The organism is Butyrivibrio hungatei, from assembly GCF_900101605.1.
Classification (GTDB): domain Bacteria; phylum Bacillota; class Clostridia; order Lachnospirales; family Lachnospiraceae; genus Butyrivibrio; species Butyrivibrio hungatei_B.
Genome location: NZ_FMUR01000004.1, coordinates 266,401 through 287,918 on the forward strand (window position 1 = coordinate 266,401; position 21,518 = coordinate 287,918).

Genomic DNA, 21,518 nt, shown 5'->3' on the forward strand with positions numbered 1-21,518 from the left:
TTGAAATTTTTTTACCTAAATTTCGATATAACTCTTCAAACACACTCTTTTACTGGATTTTAAAAATTCACATTTTGCCCTGTTGATTCGAATGTATGTTCGGTGTATAGTAATCTTGAAAGAAAAAATCAGTTTTCATCACATCTTTACCGTTTGTGAGGTTTCTTTTGAACGTTTTATCATACAATTATGACAATTACATATTTCACATCGATGTAAACTCAGCATTTCTCTCATGGTCGGCACTTAAGAAATTGCAGGAAGAGCCCGGGAGCATCGATCTAAGGACTATTCCCTCCGCCGTGGGAGGTGATGTCAAGACGCGTCACGGCATTATCACGGCTAAATCAATTCCGGCCAAGAAATATGGAATCGTTACGGGCGAGCCTGTTATCAAAGCTCTTCAGAAATGTCCCAAGCTGGTCCTGGTTCAATCTGATTTTGCAACTTACAAGAAATACTCTCACGCTTTTATCGATATATTAAACAAGTATTCTCCGCGAGTTCAACAGGTATCTGTCGATGAGGCATACCTTGATATGACAGGAATGAAATCGGTCTACGCAGACCTTGTCACGCCCGATATGCCATTCCCCATCTGTGTTGCCGATAAGATCAAGAATGAAATTCGCGACACTCTTGGATTTACCGTAAATGTCGGAATATCAGACAATAAACTTCTTGCAAAGATGGCAAGTGACTTTACCAAACCGGATAAGATACATACTCTTTTCCCTGATGAAATAGAAAAGAAAATGTGGCCACTTCCCATAGGCGACTTATACGGATGCGGCAAGGCAACCGCTGAAAGGCTCATAAACATCGGGATCCGCACGATCGGAGATGCCGCAAACTCTGATTTGTCTATGTTGTCGCATATACTTGGAGAAAATATCGGAAATTATATATATTACAGCGCAAACGGCTACGGAAGCAATGTTGTCTCAGTCGAATATGAAGAAGCCAAAAGCTACTCAAACGAAACAACTCTTTCATCGGATCTAACCGCCAATAATTACGATACTGATATAATACCCGTTCTTAAATATTTGTCAGAAAGCGTATCGAAAAGGCTAAGGCGCGACAATGTATTTGGCCGTACAGTCACAGTCTCCGTTAAGACTACTGATTTTAAGCGTCACTCCTGCCAGATGCAGCTTGAAAATTCCATCGATGATGCCGACAAGCTTTTTATATATTCCAAAGAACTGGCAGATAAAATGTTACTTGGACCGGACGGTCTTTTTATGAAGGGTGAAAATGTCAGACTTGTAGGCGTTGGCCTAAGTAAACTCGATGACGGCTCCTATAGACAGCTTTCGCTGTTTGATGCCTCATTTAACAACAGTAATAATGATGAGCGCACAAAGCGGCTGAATAAAATGGCTGATGAGATCAATCTGAAGTTTGGAAAAGATACAATAAAGAAAGGACGCGTCTGATACGCAATATAAAAGCAGTTTTATACATGCAACAACATTGTATAAATCTGCTTTTTTCCATTAATCACCAATTGCGTTTTGCATATCTTCGGGGAGTTGTGCTTCAAAAGAAAGCTTCTCTCCCGTTATAGGCTGCTCAAATTCAAGATGGCATGCATGAAGTGCAGCCCTCGTAAGTCCTTTATTATCTTCAATCTCTTTTCCGTAAAGGTTATCGCCAAGAAGCGGATGCCCGATATATGACATGTGGACTCTTATCTGGTGCGTCCTTCCGGTATCAAGTTTAAGCCTTACCAATGAGAATTCCTGGAACTCTTTTTCAACCTTATAGTGAGTAATTGCTCTCTTACCGTCGTCGCGCACTTCTCTTATCATCCTCTGTCCGGGGATTCTCTCTATTGGCGCATCTACCGTTCCCTCTTTGGTCTCAAAAATACCGCTGCAAAGAGCAAGATATTCTTTTCTTCTCGACATACGCTCACTTTTTCTTGAAAGAATTGAAGCGCTGTGCCTGTTCTTTGCAAAAATGATAAGTCCCGACGTCTCCCTGTCAAGTCTTCCTATCACACGCATAACGTGCTCCTGTCCTGTTTTCTTATAAAAGCCTGCAAGAGCATTACTAAGTGAATCCTTGTAATGAGCATAAGAAGGATGCACGACCATATCTCCCTTTTTATTTAGTAAGATAAGGTCCTCATCTTCATATACTATATCAATCGGCTCATCACTCGGAATAATGAGCGATCCGTTCTCTATGTCTTCATATAGCCTTACGGTCAGCACTTCACCCGGCTCTAGCACAGAAATTATCCGTATAGGCATTCCCTTACACATAACACCATCATCAAATTGCTTGCACCTGCTGACCTCCCTACTTGAAAGCATGAGCCTCTCTCTCATAATCTCGCCCGCAGTTAGCCTTCCGTCTGCTTCTTTCACTGTATATTCGATTTCTCTGTATTCTTTATTCATTCCAATATTATGATTCCCTACTTTCACTTGGTATCATTACTTTTCCAGATGTATCAGGAAACAATGGTTAAAATGGCATCTTTATAAACTCTTCCGTATCTCATTGGAATATAGCCAGCTTTAATACATTCATCAAAAAAAATATTGCGATTCAAACACCACATTCTATTATTATATTAGCATCAACAATATATATTGCCGGTTAGTATTGATAGATCAAAGTATACATCATAAAAATCTTCCTTTTCTAAGTTTTCTGTAACAGAAAACTCCTGACAATAATAAAATCCCTTCATAACCGTAGAAATCATGTACTGTATACCCATACGCGAACTAAATTTGATATTACGTTTCTTCACTTGAATTAAACCACTTTTCAATATGGCTTGCCAATCTAGGAATATCACTTAAAGCCTTATCGCATATTTCAATGTATTCATCACCAAAAAAATCTTTCTGATACATTAATTTCTCTTTTTCTTCTTGATACATTTGTTTTACTTCCGAAACAGTTAATAAATAATTTTCTTTACGAGTATAAGGATTTCTAAAAATCTCCCACCTTGCATTTCCATTAAAATTATCTATACACTTTAACAACATATCAAATTTATCATCTTTTTGCTCTAATCGAAAAACCAACATCGGTATAGATGAATATACATCATCTACATGAAACATCTTATACCTCATCCATTCTATCGGAACATATTCTTTAAGCATCTTGCCTATTATAGTTTCATATTCTTTATTCATATTATGGCTCCATATCTTTTTCAAATACATCAAATCCATCTGGATTAATTTCTCTAAGACTTCTAAAATAGTCACTCTTAGGAACAGGTTCATTACTATAACGTGGATCATATATATATATTCTCCATCGCTATATACTTCATGGTAATCGAACGGTTCTATACGCCCATACTCATATCCATTATCCTTTTTATAAGCATCACTATTTAATAATTCATTAAACCTATTATCAGTGTTGCTTTCTGTATCTCCCTCTTCTAAATAAATCTTAGGCCCCTCATTTTCTTCTGCCGGAGTCTTCGGGAAGATATCTCGACCTAACTCTTTTTCTTCCACCTTTCCGGACGGAATGTCAGTTACTGAAGGTTCCTGCGGTACTGGAGTAGGCGTTTCAATTATAGGCTTATTGACTTGTCGAACAGCTCAATGAATATGAACTTGGTTTTAAAGACATGACCAAAGAAGAACGTAAGCTTCTCCAAGAATGGGTAAAAAACGGCAACAGCCCTTACGAAAACGGTGATTACGTCTGTGACGATAACTGCCAGCCAATGGATTTTGTCAATACTCTGCGTTTCTGGGAAGATATTCGCAAATGCTATAATCAACTCCCAATTGAAGAAAGAAGATCCATTCAGGGAGAAAACGAGACTCTTGTTTTGGTTTCACATTCCGAATTCGATGAAAATGGATTTCAATTACCAACAGATTTGCTTGAAGAAATAGAGAAAGAAGTTTATTTTTTATAGTTATCATCATGGCCAAGAGAATGTAGCCAAATAATATTTGAGGCTACATCCTCTTTAATTAATTATCACATGAAACTTCGGGATCAATTACATATTCCAGTTTATCTAGCGAAATATTATCAACATTAATTGTTGAACCATCCGCTGAAAATATTTCTAATTCATCCAAATATCCATTAATCACATGAAGCATAAACACAATCGGAGCGCTTTCTTCCTGAAATGCCCTCATCTCAATAGGAACCCTCACAGAATGAGGATATATATCGCCTTGAAGATTTGAAAACTTAATTGTGATAACCCCCTCCTCGTACAACGTTGTAATCACTGATTCTTCTGCTTGTTTTACTAAAATATTTTTATCCATAAAATCCGCTTCAAACATGTAATTGAGCAAATTATTTTCTAATTCTTTAAGTTTATGCATAATCCCATTAACACTTATAAACAAAAATCCATTCTATTGGTGCTTCCAATTCATCCCAATCATCACAGTCATCCATATCACCTAATTCAAAGCAAAGTCCTTTGATCCCTGAAATTTCATATTCATCATTCTCATTCTCATAATCACCAAAATCAGTTTTTATTTCTTTCATGGTTGTCCCAATATGAACAGACTTATAGCTCCCTTTAAATCCATCTGTAACGCCAATCTGCTGTAATGAACCATCTACATCAAACCAAAGCTTGTAGTTATCAAAAGTATAGATAGAAAAACCATCTCCTCTTTCCCAAACAGTATATTTGTCCTCGATTTGAGAAAGAAGTTCTTCCTTCATTGCTCCAATTCTTAAGTTTCCAATTCTTATACCTGGTTCAATTTCACCTATAATCAACATTATTGTACCCTTTCTAAATCTTTAAATCCGCCTAAATCAGTGCCTTCATAATAATCTATTATTTGATTTGTTTCTTTATTTATTATCAACTGTTTTCCATCATGTCGTATAATTATTTGCCTTTGCCCTGCTTGACTTCCCCTAGAGTCATTCCATGTTCCTTCGTATATTTCAGCTACATCACGGTTCTTTTCAAGAAAATCTCGTGCGCCTTGTTCGTACTCTTTTTTACTGGAATACCCCATATCACGACCATGCTTATTGTAATGCTTGCCTTGTTGATACATTTTTTCTTCCGAAACAACTACCGACTTACCATAATCACTATTAGAATAATCCAATCCATCTTCATTTCCTTGAATAGTCATTATCTTCGGTTTATCTTCATCTGCCGGAGTCTTCGGGAATATTTCATGGCCTAACTCTTTTTCTTCCACCTTTCCGGACGGAATATCAGTCACAGAAGGTTTCTGTGGTACGGCGGTCGGTCCTTCGATTATAGTTTTTTTGTCTTCTTTAGGCGGAATATCAATAATATGGCTATTTTCTTCTTTTTCCTTTGGCGAAACAAACCTTTCAAAACCACGTTTAATATCATGTGAACAGGATAAAACAAAACAAATTAAAAGAACAAACGCAGTTATTGCAATAGCCCAAGGCTGCGAAGCACCAATAGCTTTAATTGCTGCCGCAACTATTCCATAAATTACATCCCATGAAATAGGCCCTATAGCAGCTGCTGACACCATCGAAGCCGAACAATTTTGTATTAAAACTTTTTCATCTTTACTTTTACAATTTAGTAACGCCAGATTAGTTGCAGTCTTTATTATATTAGCATCAATAAGTGCATTTTTGTCATATTTCAATCCTGAAAGTTTGATGATTTCTCGTATATCAGTCGCTAACTTTTCAGGATCAACTACTACATTACTTGCATTAAGAGCATTAACCCAAACTGACTGCCGTTCTACTTCGGTCTTAAACACAGTCATTCCTTCAAGCGACGATGCTGTGGCTTTTATATCTTTCTGTAGATCGTAAGAATGTTCTTTTATCATAGAACGCTTCATGTGCTGTCTGGCATCTTCATTGAAGTTTTCAAACTTCCGTATGCATTTATCCATAAAGCCGCCATGACAGCATAATTCATCATATACTTCCATGGATCTGCGGTAGTTGGGCTGAGTAACTTCCTTTCCATATTTCCCATAGTAATTCTCTATTTCCCGCGCCATGCATTCGATATCATAGCCTTCGTGTTCAAGTTCGTCGTAATAATCCCTATAATCACGCTTGATAAATTCCAAAGTTTCAGAATCAATACGTGCTTTGGGCGAAGAATCAACCTGTTCTCTGAACATATCCCGAACGTCGGTGCATTTATAAAAAAGCTCTTTTTGAACTTCCTTACTCTCTACATGAAATTTGTCAAACTGTTTACGGTCAATGAACTCTTTTGATGCATTGGCTGCTTGACCTACATAAGTGGTGTTATGGTAATATTTTCCATATCCGTTCTCAAGTATCTTCGCATCTGCGGTGTACCTGTCAATATCATGTGCAAGGCAATCAATAAATCTATCGAATTTTTCTGCATCAAATCTATTAACATCACTTGCAGAAAAATATCTTTCGTCCTCGTAAATTAACCCCATCTATATAAAACTCCATCCTTAATAATCATCTTCAAGCGAGCAAAGTTCCGCTTCAAGCTCACTATTTCTGTGTTCGAGTTCTTCTATAAGCTCATATATCCTATCTATGATGCTTTGAATATCTGACAGTAGTTTTCCTGTTTCACCAAGTCCCATAGCGGTTCTTCTACAGATTTCTGCCCGATACTCTTCAACTTCGCGCTCAAGACGTCCCCTAAATACATCTCCGTGAGTTATATCATAAGATCTTGTAGGTTCATAAACTTCTTTTCGAATCCTTCTTTCCTTCTCTTTTATGATCTCCGCTTTTTCCTGAAGGTCTGAAATTTCTGACCTATAATCATCAATCTTCTCGCAATTATGGCGAATCTCACGCTCGATATCACCTCTTCGACTCAATTCTCACACCTCCCGGAGTCTTATCAACCCTAAGGCTTCTGCTTACAGATTCATCAACTTCTATCATGCTGTCCCTAAGCGTAAGAAGTCCTTTGGGGAGGGCAACAGCCGCTTCATATCTATACAATTTCGAAGTTGTATGCACTTCCTTTAAGGCTTCAATAATCTCAACTCCTGCCGGAAAACCGTTAAGGCAATCTGAATTTTTGAGAGCACTATCAGAAAGAACCAGATTATCTGCGGCACTTTGAATATCCCCAACTATCTGTGTGAACACATTTGTGTCCATGAAAACCTCTTTTTCCATCTCTCTCCTTTTGTTTCTAAATCCAAAACTTTTGTAATATACTGTTAACAATTTTATCACGCATATGTTACAGTATCAATTAAAATTAAGTTTGTTTCAGGATAAGTGGAGGATGTATGAAAAAATATCACGATTTTGAATGACTGAATATCCGCTACATCAGCTTCAAGTTCATAGCTAATTTCAGAAAACTCTTTGTTCCTTATATCTACAAAAATGCAGGCGTCCAACACAGACGCCTGCTCTGATACTCTTCACCTATTTTCTTTTTTCATAAATCGTCACATCAAATATCTTTTTTGTCCCGCAAACGTTCAATAGCATCCATTGCAAGACGACTACGCTCACACTCCGATGCCGATAAAGATATCTGCCAGCAGAACGGACTTCCTTTCATGTGCTCACTTGCGTAGGACAGTCCATTTGTCCGTTCATCAAGGAAAGGTCTGTCTATCTGGTTCGGATCGCCAAGGAGAATAATCTTGGTATCCTTGCCGGCTCTGGTTATGATACCTTTTGCCTGAGTGGGCGTCATATTCTGGGCTTCGTCTATTATAAGATATGTTTTCAGAATCGATCTTCCTCTTATGAAATTCAAAGCCTCACACTGAATAATTCCGCGGTCAAAGACTTCGTCCGTCTTGTCCGTCAGCTCTTTTTCATCCTTATAACGTTCTTCTTCGTTAGAATCTATGAGCTGCTCAAGGTTGTCGATTATAGGACGCATAAGCGGCGAAATCTTTTCCTGCTCATCTCCGGGCAAAAAACCTATATCATCATCAAACTGAGAATTCGGTCTGCATACAAGAATCCTTCTGTACTCACCCGTTGGTCTGTTGAGCATCTTCTCAAGGCCGACCGCGAGCGAATAAAAAGTCTTGGCAGTTCCCGCCATTCCTTTAACAATAACAAGTGGTGCAACATCAGCAGGCTGCATAAGTGCTTCCTGAAGAAAATACTGACCTGCATTTCTCGGCTTAACGCCATAGGGCTGACTCTTTTCATAATCAAGCTTCTTGATAAAGCCATTCGAAACTCTGCCCATCTGAGTTTTATTATTGGACTGATCTGCTCTTACAACAACAAACTCATTTTCATAAAGATCCGGTGCAAAGCGCTTACCTTCCGCATCACAGCAATACACCTTTTCAATAGGAATACCTTTTTTCTTAAGCTCTTTAAAGGCATCCTCGGGAGCATATACATCTATTCGTCCGCTGTACTGCTCACCTCCTCCCGCAACCTGTTCTGTGGTAAAATCCTCAGATCTCATATCGAGTATCTGAGCTTTTATCCTCATCAGAATGTCCTTAGTTACAAGAATAACCTGCTCTTTCCTACTCTCTGAAAGTCCTTTGCAAACCTTCAGGATTCGATTGTCGGATTTATGCTCCGACAGATCTTTGGGAAGCTCCACGTCTTTAAAGTTCTTTTCAACTCTAAGAACTCCGCCGTTATCGAGCTTAACCCCTGCAACAAGATCGCCTGTCCCCCGAATCTGCTCGAGGATCTTGATTGCTTCTCGTACATTAGCTCCTCTCTCGCCCTCATCACGCTTATGGGCGTCAAGTTCTTCTAAGACTACCAGTGGAAGAACGACCTCGTTATCCTCAAAGCACTTCAAGGCGTGTGGTGCCTGAATCAAAACATTGGTGTCCAGTACGTAGATCTTCTTCATACGGAGCCCTCCCCATTATTTTATTTTTATGATACATCTTTCCATACCAAAAGCCTCTTTTATTACTCTTGGCATACAGATTACAATATAATTATACCACATCTTGTGTTTGCGTTATCTTTTTTATTATAAAGCACACTATATATTGTCAATTTTATATCAATCAATAAGACAAAAAACTTATAACTCCTATCCGAAATTTTCAATTAAAAAGATGTCCGGCACTTGCTTTTCGTAATCAATACCTAAGCAAAAACCAAACATCTTTTTTAGCAATACAGATTATAATATTTTTTACAGCTCTGCCGCTCTGGCAAGGGCATCATCTATATGTGGTCTGAAATTCTCACGTCCGACAAGATCTACGAATCCGTCTTTTTCCATAGTGCTCATAGGCTGCTCGTTTACATGTGAGAATACAAGAGTTACATTATTCTTCTTACATCTGTTATAAAGTTCTTCAAAAGAGTGCATAGCTGTCGCATCGATAGCCGGAACACCTCTCATACGGATAACAAGAACTCTTGTGAATTCCTTAAATCCGATAGCCGCAATCTGCTCGGCATCACCGAAGAACATAGGTCCGCTTATCTCATACACACGAACGTGCTTAGGAATATCTCTAAGGCCTGCTCCGTCCGGATCATCCTCGGGATCATAGTACTTCCAGCCTTTGACCCTTGATTCTTCGCTCATTCTCTTCATAAAAAGAACGCAAGCCGCAACCATACCGATCTCAATAGCAACAACAAGGTCAAATACGATCGTAAGCACAAAAGTCATTACAAGTACAAGGATATCGCTCTTGGGCGCTGTCTTACACAAATGTACGAAAGTTCTCCACTGGCACATATTATATGCGACCATGAACAGAATTGCCGCAATGGTGGGCATGGGAATAAGTGCTGCAAAAGGCATCAAAACAACAAGTACAAGAACAAGGCATATTGAGTGAATCATACCTGCAATAGGAGTTCTTCCACCGTTCTTGATATTTGCAGCGGTACGTGCGATAGCACCTGTAGCAGGGATTCCGCCGAATAAAGCAGAACCGATATTACCTACACCCTGTGCAACAAGTTCCATGTTTGATCTGTGCTTGGAATCAATCATGCTGTCTGCGACAACACATGACAAAAGAGATTCGATTGCAGCCAAAATCGCGATGGTAAATCCGTCTCCTGCGACTTCTCTGAGTGTTTTATAGCTGAATGCCGGCAATCTAAGCGCAGGGAGCTGTCCCTTTATTTCATAAAGATCTCCGATAGTATTAACATTCATATTAAGAAGTTTAACCATAAGAATACCAACGATAACCGCAATGAGCGATCCGGGTATCTTCTTATTAATCTTAGGCCAGACAATCTGGATAACAAGACAGATTACGCCAACGATGAGAGCGCCGAAATTGATCGTAGAAATATTTTTTCCAATCGCCTCAAGCTTCTCTACAGTCTCAACTGTTGTAGTTCCCGCAGGATATGTAAGTCCCAAAAAATCCTTTATCTGACCGACAAAGATAGTCACAGCGATACCTGCTGTAAATCCCGTAGTTATTGTATAAGGAATAAATTTAATAAGTGATCCGAGCTTGAAAACTCCCATCAAAACAAGGATAACACCTGCAAATATCGTAGCAAGTGCAAGGCCTTCCATTCCCTTACTTGCAACAATTCCTGCAACTATAGTTGCAAAAGCCGCTGTAGGTCCTGCAATCTGCACTCTGCTTCCGCCAAGAAATGAAATGATAAATCCGGCTACAATTGCGGTATATAGTCCCTCTTCAGGTCCTACTCCCGATGCAAGTGCAAGTGCGATTGAGAGCGGTAATGCAATAATCGCAACAATGATTCCTGAAATCAGGTCCTGTGAGAACTGCTTGCCGTTATAGCCTTTTATAACAGTAAACAGCATTGGCTTTAATCTTTCGTTTTCCATAATAATCTCCCTTGAATATAATACTTTTGAGTTCAGCAAGTGCTCTGCTCAAAAAAACGTCGCCCCGGAATACCGAGGCGGCGTTTCATATTATAACACGTATTCAATTACTTGTTAACTTTTGCGTGCATAAAGAACTTAAATCCAAGAGGACTTGTGTATACTCCACTTACACTGTCATCTACCATGTAGATATCTGTGTAGAAGTAGATAGGGCAGATACATCCTGTAGACATAAGAAGATCCTCTGCTCTGTGCATAAGCTCATAACGAGTCTTAGTATCTGTACACTCTTTGATGTCCTTAATAACAACATCATAAGTCTCAGCCCATGTTCCGTTCTCAACCTTTGTATCATATCCAAGGTCTGTAAGGTCAATGCTGTATGCCTTAACATCAGCATGTGCGCCCTTACCGTACTGAACGTCGTTGTTACCTGAACCTGTGATCCACATATCAAGGAATGAAATAGGATCGTTGTAATCTCCGAGCCATCCGTTACGTGCTACGAAGTAGTCACCCTTCTTACGAGTTTCAACGAATGTTGCGAACTCCTGGTTCTGAAGATCCATTGAAATACCGATTCCTGATAATGTTGACTGTACAGCTTCTGCGATAGCCTTGTGGTTATCGTTTGTGTTGTAGAGGTACATAAGCTTAGGAACATCTGTGAACTTCTGTGTAGATTCATCAAATGTGTAATACTTCTTAAGTGTTGTGAGAGCCTTCTCCCAGTTTGCTTCATAAGCATCTTCTTTTACATCATAGTAACCTACATAGCTGGGATCGGGACCTGCATTCTCATAGAACTGTGATCCGTCAGCGTCTGTAAGACCCATAGCAACGAATGAAGAAGCAGGAATCTCACCCTTCTTAGAAACATCGTTTACAATGTAGTTTCTGTCGATAAGAAGAGCAAATGCATTACGGATTTCTTCCTCAGCTCTTACCTTCTCAGCGCCAGTGAGTTTGCTTGTCTTAGGAAGAATATCCTTGTTGATATTCCAGCAGATATAATATGTTCCAAGCTGTCCTTCAATCTTAAGCTCTGTAGGATAGTTCTCTTTGAGGTTAGGAATCTCGTTTGTAGGAACTTCATCGATGAACTCCCATGATCCGTTCTCAAAGTTAGCAAGCATGTTGTTATTATCATCAGAAAGATAGCAATTAATCTCATTTATTGTTACATCAGCTGCATCAACAAAATCATCTCTCTTCTGGAGCTTGATAACTGACTGGTGCTGCCAATCTGCTATTGTGTAAGGTCCGTTACAGATATATGACTTAGGATCTGTAGCCCAGCTCTCGTTTGATACAACGTCCTCACGAACAGGCATGTATGCAGGGAAAGCAAGAAGCTCGTTCCAGTAAGGAACATCGTTCTTAAGTGTAACTACGATAGTCTTGTCATCGGGTGCTTCAACTTTAAGTTTCTCATCACCCTTTGCATTGTCAGCCCACATCTCGTCGTAACCTACGATTACATCGAACATGTAGCAATAGTCAGCAGCAAGTTCTGTTCCTGCAGCACGGTTCCATGAATATACGAAATCTCCTGCTGTCAAATCCTTACCATCTGACCACTTAAGGCCATCTCTAAGCTTGTATGTGTATGTAACAGTTCCGTCGTCGTTCTTAACGCCTTCTGTAAATCCTTCTATACAATCAGGCTGAAGCTCAGCTTTTCCGTTAGCATCAGCGCCCCACTTAGCAAGGCCTGAGAAAAGATGACAGATGACAGATGCTCCATCAACTGTAGAGTTAACAGCAGGATCAAGTGACTGAGGCTCTGAACCAAGACAAACATTGATAACGCCTGAGTTTTTTCCTTCTTCAGCAGGTTTTGAAGCTGAACGCTCCTCCGCTGCAGCCTGTGAAGCATTCTGTGTTCCTGCCTGATCTGCGGTGTCAGATGTATTTCCGCAAGCAGCAAGGCTCAGTAACATGCTTGAAGCAAGAAGTACTGAGAGTAATTTCTTTTTCATAATTTTCCTCCTTCTGAATTATGAATGATAATATATCATTTAGTTGGCGTCTTCTACATGATGACACGCAACAAAGTGACCTTTGCTAACTTCCTTAAATTCAGGCATACTCTCTGCACAATCTGCTTTTGCATAAGGGCATCTGGTACGGAAAGGACATCCTGAAGGAGCATTAAGCGGACTTGGGATATCACCCGAAAGTACAATTCGCTGATTTGCTCTTGCGATCTTAGGATCAGGAATTGGAACCGCAGAAAGAAGTGATTTACTGTAAGGATGAAGCGGATGAAGATAAATTTCATCGGCATCTGCAAGCTCAACCATCTTTCCGAGGTACATAACTGCTATTCTGTCACTGATATGTCTTACGACCAAAAGGTCATGAGCAATAAACAGATATGTAAGTCCAAGTTTATCCTGAAGTTCATCAAACATATTTATAACCTGTGCCTGGATTGAAACATCCAATGCAGATACAGGCTCATCGCACACAATAAATTCCGGATTTACGGCAAGAGATCTTGCAATACCGATTCTCTGTCTCTGTCCGCCCGAGAACTCATGCGCATATCTTGAAGCATGCTCACTGTTAAGTCCTACATAGCTCATAAGCTCAAGAATACGCTCTCTTCTCTCTTCCTTCGTCTTATAAAGTTTGTGTATATCAAGAGGCTCTCCGATAATATCGGAAACAGTCATTCTGGGATTCAATGATGAATATGGATCCTGGAATACCATAGTTGCCTTTTTTCTAAATTCCTTAATATCGCTCTTTGACTTTATAAGTTTACCGTCGTACCAGATTTCTCCGGATGTAGGCTTGTATAAATTTAATATTGTTCTTCCGACTGTAGTCTTACCGCAGCCTGACTCACCTACAAGTCCGAGTGTTTCACCCTTTTTAATAGAAAAAGATACATCATCGACAGCCTTCAAATACTTTGATTTAAAAAAGCCTACGTTAACATTAAAGTACTCTTTTAAATGCTTTATTTCAATAAGATTCTTTTCATTATTTATATTTTCGCTCACTTGGACTCACCGCCTTCCATCTGCTTCTTAACATTCATCCAGCAACATGCCGCATGATCATCATTGATCTGCATACGTTCTGCTCTTTCACGAAGACAGACTTTCATAGCAGCTTCACATCTAGGTGCAAAAGGACATCCTTTGGGCATATTCAGAAGGTCAATAGGTGTACCGGTGATAGGCTCAAGCTTTTTGCCTTCCTTTCCCTCTGTAGGGATTGAGCGAAGTAACCCTTTTGTATATTCATGGCAGGGATTGTAGAATATCTCATCCGCTGTACCCTGCTCACATATTGATCCTGCATACATTACAATAACTTCATCACACATCTGTGCAACAACACCAAGATCGTGTGTGATCATAATGATCGCCATTCCGAGCTCTTTCTGAAGAGACTTCATAAGATCAAGGATCTGAGCCTGAATTGTAACGTCAAGAGCTGTTGTAGGCTCGTCGGCAATAAGAATGTCAGGTTCACATGCAAGAGCCATCGCAATCATAACACGCTGTCTCATTCCGCCTGAAAACTCATACGGATACTGATTCATTCTCTTTTCAGGTTCATTTACGTTAACAAGCTTAAGCATTTCGATAGCACGCTCTTTAGCCTGTTCTCTGTTTCTGTTTGTATGGAGCAAAATTGCCTCCATAAGCTGATGGCCGATTGTATATGTAGGATTAAGTGATGTCATGGGATCCTGGAAAATAATTGAAACTTTATTTCCACGGACGGTCTTCATAACCTTTTCACCTGCTCCGACAAGTTCCTGTCCATCAAGCTTTATTGAGCCGGATACGATCTTACCTGCTCCGGCAAGAATCTGCATGATGGAATATGCTGTTACAGATTTACCTGAACCCGACTCTCCTACTATTCCGAGGACTTTGCCTCTATCTAAATAAAATGATACGCCATTAACTGCCTTAACCTCTCCGGCATCGGTAAAAAATGAGGTATGCAGATCTTTAACTTCTAATAAACTCATCTTTTTAAAATCTCCACATTATATTGTTCTACTAAAAAACTATGTCACATCAAGTATCAAGCTTAGGATCAAACGCATCGCGAAGTCCGTCACCGAAAAGATTGAGAGACAAAACGATGAGTGAAATAACAAGCGCAGGGAATACCAATCTGTAAGGATATGAATTGATTCCGTTAAGCGCATCTGAAGCAAGCGAACCCAATGAAGGCATGGGAGCATTTACACCAAGTCCCAGGAATGAAAGATAACTCTCCGTAAAAATTGCACTGGGAATCTGGAGTGCCGTTGATATAACTATTACTGAGAAGCAGTTAGGGATAAGGTGCTTTAAGATAATCCACTTTCCCTTTGCTCCGGCTGCCTGTGAAGCAAGTACATACTCCTGCTCTCTGAGTGACAAGATCTGTCCTCTGATAAGTCTTGCCATAGATACCCAATAGAGCACACCAAACACAATGAACAAACTTATGATGTTTGAACCGATCTTGGAAAGTACGGTTCCTTCAAGTGTACCCTCAAGAACAACCTTAAGTACCGATGAAAGAAGTATGACCATAAGCATATCCGGAAGCGAATATATAACATCGACTATTCTCATTATGATAAGGTCAACCTTACCGCCTGCATAACCTGCAATAGCTCCGATAGTCATACCGATTATAAGAACGATAATACTTGCAAAAAATCCAACAGCAAGTGAAATACGTGTTCCATATACAACTCTTATGAAATAGTCACGACCCTGAGCATCTGTTCCAAAGATATGAGGAACAACACTCTCACCTTTTTCAATTCTCTTAAGCTCTGCTTTTCCATATTCGAAAGGAGCAAGATCGTTGAAAGTGTTATCAACCGGCTTACCGGGAATAACTCCGAGAGCCTGATCGTATGCATATGGCCAAAACATAGGAACAAAAATTGCTGCCAGTGTTATAAGTACAATTATAAAGAAACAAACAGTTGCGACCTTATTCTTAAGAAGTCTCTTTACACTATCCTTAAAAAATGTTGATGAAGGGCGCATCTGCACCATATATTCTTTTTCTTCTTCGGTTGCAGGAATAAAATCATCCATATTAACCTGCGCGCTTAATATCTTATTATCCATGTCTGAAATATCTCCAATCATTCTAATGTAATACGTGGATCGACAATCTTATACATGATATCGCCGATAAGGTTCATTATTACGATAAGCGTAGCCAGTACGATAGTAGTTCCCATAACAAGCGGGTAATCACGACCGGTAATGCTGTTTACAAAAGCTCTACCGATACCGGGAACAGCAAAGATCTGCTCTACTACAAGTGAACCTGTTACGATATATGCAAGCATAGGTCCAAAATATGTGATGACCGGAATAAGCGAATTTTTCAATGCGTGTCCGAAGATTATCTTGACACCCGAAACACCCTTGGCCTTAGCTGTTCTGATATAGTCCTGACCAAGAACTTCGAGCATAGACGATCTTGTAAGTCTTGTTATATAAGCCATCGGATAAAGTGACAATGTAATGATGGGAAGAATAAGTCCATTCTTCTGCGCTCCGTTTGCAGGAAGCCATCCGAGCTTAATTGAAAAAACAACAAGCAATAAAGATCCCATAATGAATGATGGCATTGATACAAATGCCGTTGTGATTATCATGATTATCCTGTCGATAATCTTATTTCTTCTAAGAGCAGCTATAGCGCCGAATACAACACCAAAAATAAGTGCTATGAAAGCAGCTATAATACCAAGCTTGAAGGAAGTTCTCATTCCATCAAAAATCATGTCGCTTACTTCACGACCTCTGCTCTTAAGTGAAGGACCGAAATCTAATCTCACAATGTCCCCCAGATAAGTTAAATATTGTTCACCAAGAGGTTTGTCCAAACCATACTTAGCTTCCATTGCCGCCTGAACCGCTGCGGTTACGGCTTTCTCTCCCACGAATGGGCCACCCGGAATTGCATGCATTACAAAAAATGTGACTGTTATAACCACCCAAACAGTAACAGCTGCAAGCAAAATCCTCTTCAGAATGTACATCAGTGTTTTTGTGTTCATAGTATCTCCAACCTGTCTCTCTACATATAGTATAAATAAAACTAACGCTAAAATGTATAAAATTTTAGCTAAATTTTGTTTTTCAAGATGTTTTGTTCATAACATTAGCACTGCACTACGTTAAATCGCAAAAAAAAATACAACGACATACTTGCCCGTACGTCATTGTATCGTCCTACCATCTTGATATGCGCGTATTGGTGTAGATAAAACTCACGATTTTTCAAAAAAGCCTTGCTCACTATCTTCATAGTGTAATAATATTTCAGTTAATTGTGAAGCATACTAACATGAAAAAATGAATTTACATAGCTCGCTAATACGTGCAAGCAAAAATTATGATAATTAAATACAAAACTTATGTCAAGTAGATTGATTAAATTCGCTCAACCCAAAATAAAAATGATTAATATATATCAAGAATCTCTCACAAAAAAACATCTGTCCACGTGTCGCGGACAGATGTAACAATTTTGTATTTATGTAAACTCGAAATCACGCGAAAAGCATCATAGATCTGCGCTCTTCGTCATCCTGCTTCTTTTTCTGGAGAGTTGTCTGATATACATCAAGTGCCTGCTTGGTCTTAAGCTTCTGATAAGCATCTACGCTGTTTCTCTCCTCTTTATCCATTTGAAATCCGTCAAGTTCCAGAGCCGCATGAGAATTGTATGAAAGTGAATACTCAACTCCGTTTGTCTTTGCTCCCGCAGACGCTCTTGAATTTGAAGTTTTTTCCAAAGCCTTGTCTATATCTTTTATGTCAAAATCCTTCGTAACGTCGTAGTCCTTGATACCAAGCGATTCAAGTGTCATATTGTAGCCCGATATTTTTTCGGATGAGCCGTTTGCATCAGTTGCAACAGTCATCTCCTTGGCATCCTTGTTCAAAAGATTTTTCTCGTTATATGTAGTATTGTTTGCGATATCTTCAATGCCTTTTTTGTACTGATCGATCTGATCCTGAACAGATTTCCTGTCACTGTCTGACATGGTCCCGTTCATTGCCTTTACAGACAGTTCTCTGATTGATTGTAAGTATCCGGTAACTTCTCCCATAGCGCCGTCTTCGACCTTAAGTGCCGAATCGGCCGATCTGAGATTCTCAGAACCTGCCTTAAGTCCACCAACCTGCTGTTTGGTTCTCTCCTGGATTGCAAGCTCTGATGCCCCTTGAGCAGCCCTGGAATAGGTTCCGCCATTAGCAATAACAGAGTATGGCGAATAACCCGATCCGCTGACAGATGATACGCTACTCATATTAACCTCCTTTTATAAGTGCAAAAAAACAATTTCTTGAACATATAGTAGCATTATCGTAAAAAAAATCTATACAAATTCGATGATAAATTCGTAAAATTGAAACAGAATTGCCGAAATTTCCAACTAAAAATGAAATAATGATTTCAGAATCGGCGAAAATCTTGATGGTTACTGCATTATAAATTTTTTCAAAAAAAGTCGGATTTTTTCACTTTTTGAACACAATTTTAGTATATAGTTATTATTAAGTTAGTGATGTAAGTTTGCTCTAATCTGTAGAGCTAATCACTATCTCCCCCTCATAAGAAAATCGCAGGCACTCACGTCCCCCCGTGGGTGTTTTTGCGTGTTAGGAATATTTTTCTTATTTGAGAACATTTCTCAATAAAAAGGACCTAAAAAGAGCCTGCAACCGGTCATATAAAACCGTCGCAAGCTCTTTCTCTTTATTAAAACGCCGTAAGCTCTTTATTTACTTATCTCCATATTTCTCATAAAGATCTTTAAACTCATTCATCTCTTCGGGTGAAAAATTCTTTGCGGCATATTCTACAAGTCCTGCCTGATCGTTCTTATTAACGTACTCCATGACATCCGTCATAGTCTCAGCATCCATGTGCTCCGCAACTATCTCGCTCACCTTCTCTTTGTCCTCTTCCGACATTGATTCCAGTGCTTCTTTCACCTTCGGATTCTTTCCCGCAATCTTCTCTACATTGTCATACATGATCTCTACTGCCTTATCCGCCGCCGCTTTCTTGGCCTTCTTAACGATCTTCGGAAGCGCAACCTTAATAAACATCATAAGAACAAGGCAGACAACCATAAGTGAAAAAATAAATCTTCCGAAAGCAAATCTGTTTCTGTCTCTCGGAATATATGTGTTCTTTCTGCTTCTTCCCATATCTTCGTTTCTTTCTTTTTTTATATCTCTGTATCTGTCAATATCGCCGACCTCTTTACTGTAACTTCCGCGATTTCTGTACATGTCGGGATCCTCATCATAGCGATCTCTGTCATCACGCTCATCCCTGTAACGATCCCTGCCGTCATCGTCATAATCATCTCTGTAGTCGTCTCTGTAATCATCCCTATAGTCATCACGATAATCGTCCCTATAGTCATCTCTGTAATCATCGCGGTAATCGTCACGATAATCATCCCTGTAATCATCACGATAATCACCTACATGCCCGTCTCTGTAATCATCACGATAGTCATCCCTGTATCTGTCGCCATATTCATCGTCGTATTCATTGAATTCGTCTTCATATCGCTCTATTTCTCTGTATTCATCACCACCTTCATATCCTTCACGGCCTCCGGGGATATACGCATCTCTTCTGTTTAGATTATTTCCTGACATTTTTATTTTACTCCAATACTTATTTAATAATACGTTATATTTCTTTTAGAGTTCTGACATAGTTTAGCAACAGTTGGACTGTATCATAAAGACTGTCAGAAGAACATACCTTCTGAACCCCCAACAATACTTTTTTTCATACACGGGTTGCCATGGTTTCCCCACCGGGCAACCCCTCCTCCCAATATTAAGGCGCCTTATTCAAGGCGTTTTTCTTTTTGATAAAACTTATGACTTAAACAGTGTTGAAAGGATTCCTCTTCCGAGGCTGGCACCAAGATTTCCGCCGAGAGTCTTTCCGAATTTACCAAACTTTCCTCCGACAGTCTTGCCAACTTCTCTTCCAACCGTTCCAACCACTGAATTTCCTATTGTTTTAGCCGTCTGCTTTCTTTTCCTGTCAGCGGCCGCTTCTTCTTTTTCCTTCTTCTTTGCAGCTGCGGCATCCTCTTTTTCTTTTGCCTTCGCTGCTTCCGCTTCAGCCTTCAGCCTTGCAGCCTCTTCCGCATCGGCAATTCCCTTGCGTTCAAGGAATTCATAAGCAGAATCGGGATCTTCAGGTTCAAAATATTTGCTGTAAAGAAGGCTTCCCTTGATTTCTTTTTCCCTAACGGAATCATCGATTCCGCCAAACCTGCTCTGCGGCGGAAGTATCTTAACCCTCTCGCATACGGTAGGCGTTCCGTCCTCAGCAAGGAACGAACACACAGCCTCTCCCGTTCCAAGTTCCTGTATTACATCCTCCGTCTTAAACGCAGGATTTTCTCTAAACGAGTCTGCTGCTGCCTTGACCGCTTTAATATCAGCCGGAGTATAAGCATGAAGCGCATGCTGAATCTTGTTTCCAAGCTGCGCAAGAACTCCGTCCGGAATATCTCTGGGATTCTGCGTCACAAAATAGATACCGACTCCCTTGGAACGAATAAGCTTGACCACCTGCTCGATTTTATCCATCAAAAGCTTTGGCGTGTCCGCAAACAGAAGGTGTGCCTCGTCAAAAAAGAACACCATCTTGGGCTTATCAAGATCCCCGACTTCAGGAAGCGTCTCAAAAAGCTCTGAAAGCATCCAAAGAAGGAATGTCGCATACAATGTGCCGTTATTTATAAGGCTCGTGCTATCGAGAATGTTGATCATTCCCTTGCCGTCGCTTCCAACCGTAAACCAATCCCTGATATTAAGCGCGGGCTCAAAGAAGAACTTGTCGCCCCCCGCTATCTCAAGCGAAACAACCGCCCTTACGATGGCTGCCACGGAAACTTTACTGATATTACCGTAATCTGCCGCAAACTCCTTATTATTATCGGAGATGTAATTGAGCATCGCCTTCAGATCCTTGGTATCTATGAGCAAAAGATTGTTATCATCCGCAATCTTAAATGCAATGGAGAGAATATCTCTCTGGAGATCGTTAAGCCCCAGTATCCTTGCCAAAAGAAGCGGTCCCATCTCCGAGATTGTCGTCCTTAGCGGGATTCCCTTCTCACCAAAAACATCCCAAAATGTTACAGGATATTTCTGATATTTAAAGCCTGCTTCCGCAAGTCCGAATTTCCGGATCCTCTTTTGCATATCCTCGGAATCCGTGCCCTCGCACACCATTCCCGAAAGGTCGCCCTTAACATCTGCAAGAAAGACGGGAACACCCATGTCACTGAAAGATTCCGCCAAGACTTTAAGCGTGACCGTTTTCCCTGTTCCCGTAGCACCTGCTACAAGCCCATGCCTGTTAGCCATCTTGGGCAAAAGAAATATGTTTTCACCGTCTTCTGTGTTGGCAATCCAAATCTTTCCATCTTTTAACATAGTCCCCTCCTCTTACATATTAAATTATCAGCGCCGGTACATTATTTTCTGATAGTTAATCAGAAAATGATTCATCAGGCCATTTTGGTTATTATAACACGATGATACCTCAAGTCCAAATCCCTATTTCAAGGCTTCGTATTCATGTTAACACCCAAAGCGGTATATCGTTTTTAATCTGATACATTCTTGAACATGAAGTTCAAGATTGTATCAACCAAGCCAATTCGAATCGACTTCGTCGATGAGGCTTGGTTGACTCTTGTATCACTTTCTCACGAAATCCG

Annotated in this window: 19 protein-coding genes; 2 read left to right on the forward strand and 17 right to left on the reverse strand. The window is 40.0% G+C overall.

Going from position 1 to position 21,518, the window contains the following annotated elements:
• Positions 1-167: 167 nt before the first annotated feature.
• Complete coding sequence (locus BLP87_RS03025; RefSeq protein WP_074461377.1) at positions 168-1,442, forward strand: DNA polymerase Y family protein; 1,275 nt, start codon at positions 168-170, stop codon at positions 1,440-1,442.
• Between the two features lie 60 nt (positions 1,443-1,502).
• Here the strand turns inward: BLP87_RS03025 and BLP87_RS03030 are convergent, their stop codons facing one another.
• Complete coding sequence (locus BLP87_RS03030) at positions 1,503-2,414, reverse strand: RluA family pseudouridine synthase (protein WP_074461378.1); 912 nt, start codon at positions 2,412-2,414, stop codon at positions 1,503-1,505.
• 345 nt (positions 2,415-2,759) lie between these two features.
• Positions 2,760-3,506, reverse strand: a complete 747-nt coding sequence (locus tag BLP87_RS03035; protein ID WP_074461379.1) for a hypothetical protein — start codon at positions 3,504-3,506, stop codon at positions 2,760-2,762.
• Positions 3,507-3,622: 116 nt separating this feature from the next.
• Between BLP87_RS03035 and BLP87_RS03040 the strand changes: the two genes are divergently transcribed.
• Entirely contained in the window at positions 3,623-3,919 is a 297-nt protein-coding gene (locus BLP87_RS03040; protein ID WP_074461380.1) for a hypothetical protein, read from the forward strand.
• Between the two features lie 58 nt (positions 3,920-3,977).
• On the opposite strand, the gene BLP87_RS03045 is transcribed toward BLP87_RS03040, so the two are convergent.
• From BLP87_RS03045 to BLP87_RS03115, 15 genes are all read right to left on the reverse strand, one after another.
• Positions 3,978-4,286, reverse strand: coding sequence for a hypothetical protein (locus BLP87_RS03045; RefSeq protein ID WP_176756591.1), 309 nt, complete (start codon positions 4,284-4,286; stop codon positions 3,978-3,980).
• A gap of 67 nt (positions 4,287-4,353) precedes the next feature.
• Positions 4,354-4,761 carry a hypothetical protein gene (locus BLP87_RS03050; RefSeq protein WP_074461382.1) on the reverse strand — a complete coding sequence of 136 codons (408 nt, stop codon included), beginning with the start codon at positions 4,759-4,761 and terminating at the stop codon, positions 4,354-4,356.
• Positions 4,761-6,419 (reverse strand): hypothetical protein, encoded by a 1,659-nt coding sequence (locus tag BLP87_RS03055; protein WP_074461383.1) that lies wholly within the window; start codon positions 6,417-6,419, stop codon positions 4,761-4,763. The genes BLP87_RS03050 and BLP87_RS03055 overlap by 1 nt, the downstream gene beginning before the upstream one ends.
• Before the next feature lie 18 nt (positions 6,420-6,437).
• A complete protein-coding gene (locus BLP87_RS03060; protein WP_074461384.1) occupies positions 6,438-6,818 on the reverse strand; it encodes a hypothetical protein in 381 nt (126 codons plus the stop codon).
• Entirely contained in the window at positions 6,802-7,125 is a 324-nt protein-coding gene (locus BLP87_RS03065) for a hypothetical protein (RefSeq protein ID WP_074461385.1), read from the reverse strand. Before BLP87_RS03065 ends, BLP87_RS03060 begins: the two co-directional genes overlap by 17 nt.
• A 286-nt stretch (positions 7,126-7,411) precedes the next feature.
• Positions 7,412-8,803 carry a PhoH family protein gene (locus BLP87_RS03070; protein ID WP_074461386.1) on the reverse strand — a complete coding sequence of 464 codons (1,392 nt, stop codon included), beginning with the start codon at positions 8,801-8,803 and terminating at the stop codon, positions 7,412-7,414.
• A gap of 294 nt (positions 8,804-9,097) precedes the next feature.
• The gene (locus BLP87_RS03075; protein WP_074461387.1) at positions 9,098-10,741 is read right to left on the reverse strand and encodes a SulP family inorganic anion transporter; all 1,644 of its coding nucleotides are present in this window, start codon (positions 10,739-10,741) and stop codon (positions 9,098-9,100) included.
• A gap of 107 nt (positions 10,742-10,848) precedes the next feature.
• Positions 10,849-12,726: a peptide ABC transporter substrate-binding protein gene (locus tag BLP87_RS03080; RefSeq protein WP_074461388.1), complete on the reverse strand. Its 1,878-nt coding sequence runs from the start codon at positions 12,724-12,726 to the stop codon at positions 10,849-10,851.
• Positions 12,727-12,765: 39 nt separating this feature from the next.
• Entirely contained in the window at positions 12,766-13,758 is a 993-nt protein-coding gene (locus BLP87_RS03085) for an ABC transporter ATP-binding protein (RefSeq protein ID WP_074461389.1), read from the reverse strand.
• Positions 13,755-14,744 (reverse strand): ABC transporter ATP-binding protein, encoded by a 990-nt coding sequence (locus BLP87_RS03090; protein WP_074461390.1) that lies wholly within the window; start codon positions 14,742-14,744, stop codon positions 13,755-13,757. The genes BLP87_RS03085 and BLP87_RS03090 overlap by 4 nt, the downstream gene beginning before the upstream one ends.
• A gap of 49 nt (positions 14,745-14,793) precedes the next feature.
• Positions 14,794-15,852 carry an ABC transporter permease gene (locus BLP87_RS03095; RefSeq protein ID WP_074461391.1) on the reverse strand — a complete coding sequence of 353 codons (1,059 nt, stop codon included), beginning with the start codon at positions 15,850-15,852 and terminating at the stop codon, positions 14,794-14,796.
• A gap of 17 nt (positions 15,853-15,869) precedes the next feature.
• Positions 15,870-16,796, reverse strand: a complete 927-nt coding sequence (locus tag BLP87_RS03100; RefSeq protein WP_074461392.1) for an ABC transporter permease — start codon at positions 16,794-16,796, stop codon at positions 15,870-15,872.
• Between the two features lie 495 nt (positions 16,797-17,291).
• Positions 17,292-18,056, reverse strand: coding sequence for a flagellin (locus BLP87_RS03105; RefSeq protein ID WP_074461393.1), 765 nt, complete (start codon positions 18,054-18,056; stop codon positions 17,292-17,294).
• Between the two features lie 475 nt (positions 18,057-18,531).
• Positions 18,532-19,425, reverse strand: a complete 894-nt coding sequence (locus BLP87_RS03110; protein WP_074461394.1) for a hypothetical protein — start codon at positions 19,423-19,425, stop codon at positions 18,532-18,534.
• Positions 19,426-19,653: 228 nt separating this feature from the next.
• The gene (locus BLP87_RS03115) at positions 19,654-21,231 is read right to left on the reverse strand and encodes a helicase HerA-like domain-containing protein (RefSeq protein ID WP_074461395.1); all 1,578 of its coding nucleotides are present in this window, start codon (positions 21,229-21,231) and stop codon (positions 19,654-19,656) included.
• Between the last annotated feature and the right edge of the window lie 287 nt (positions 21,232-21,518).

Bases quoted from the DNA above. Each gene is read 5' to 3' on its own strand.
- BLP87_RS03030 (WP_074461378.1), bottom strand. From the start codon at position 2,414: ATGAATAAAGAATACAGAGAAATCGAATATACAGTGAAAGAAGCAGAC.
- BLP87_RS03040 (WP_074461380.1), top strand. From the start codon at position 3,623: ATGACCAAAGAAGAACGTAAGCTTCTCCAAGAATGGGTAAAAAACGGC.
- BLP87_RS03045 (WP_176756591.1), bottom strand. From the start codon at position 4,286: ATGGATAAAAATATTTTAGTAAAACAAGCAGAAGAATCAGTGATTACA.
- BLP87_RS03050 (WP_074461382.1), bottom strand. From the start codon at position 4,761: ATGTTGATTATAGGTGAAATTGAACCAGGTATAAGAATTGGAAACTTA.
- BLP87_RS03055 (WP_074461383.1), bottom strand. From the start codon at position 6,419: ATGGGGTTAATTTACGAGGACGAAAGATATTTTTCTGCAAGTGATGTT.
- BLP87_RS03065 (WP_074461385.1), bottom strand. From the start codon at position 7,125: ATGGAAAAAGAGGTTTTCATGGACACAAATGTGTTCACACAGATAGTT.
- BLP87_RS03070 (WP_074461386.1), bottom strand. From the start codon at position 8,803: ATGAAGAAGATCTACGTACTGGACACCAATGTTTTGATTCAGGCACCA.
- BLP87_RS03075 (WP_074461387.1), bottom strand. From the start codon at position 10,741: ATGGAAAACGAAAGATTAAAGCCAATGCTGTTTACTGTTATAAAAGGC.
- BLP87_RS03080 (WP_074461388.1), bottom strand. From the start codon at position 12,726: ATGAAAAAGAAATTACTCTCAGTACTTCTTGCTTCAAGCATGTTACTG.
- BLP87_RS03090 (WP_074461390.1), bottom strand. From the start codon at position 14,744: ATGAGTTTATTAGAAGTTAAAGATCTGCATACCTCATTTTTTACCGAT.
- BLP87_RS03095 (WP_074461391.1), bottom strand. From the start codon at position 15,852: ATGGATAATAAGATATTAAGCGCGCAGGTTAATATGGATGATTTTATT.
- BLP87_RS03100 (WP_074461392.1), bottom strand. From the start codon at position 16,796: ATGAACACAAAAACACTGATGTACATTCTGAAGAGGATTTTGCTTGCA.
- BLP87_RS03105 (WP_074461393.1), bottom strand. From the start codon at position 18,056: ATGAGTAGCGTATCATCTGTCAGCGGATCGGGTTATTCGCCATACTCT.
- BLP87_RS03110 (WP_074461394.1), bottom strand. From the start codon at position 19,425: ATGTCAGGAAATAATCTAAACAGAAGAGATGCGTATATCCCCGGAGGC.
- BLP87_RS03115 (WP_074461395.1), bottom strand. From the start codon at position 21,231: ATGTTAAAAGATGGAAAGATTTGGATTGCCAACACAGAAGACGGTGAA.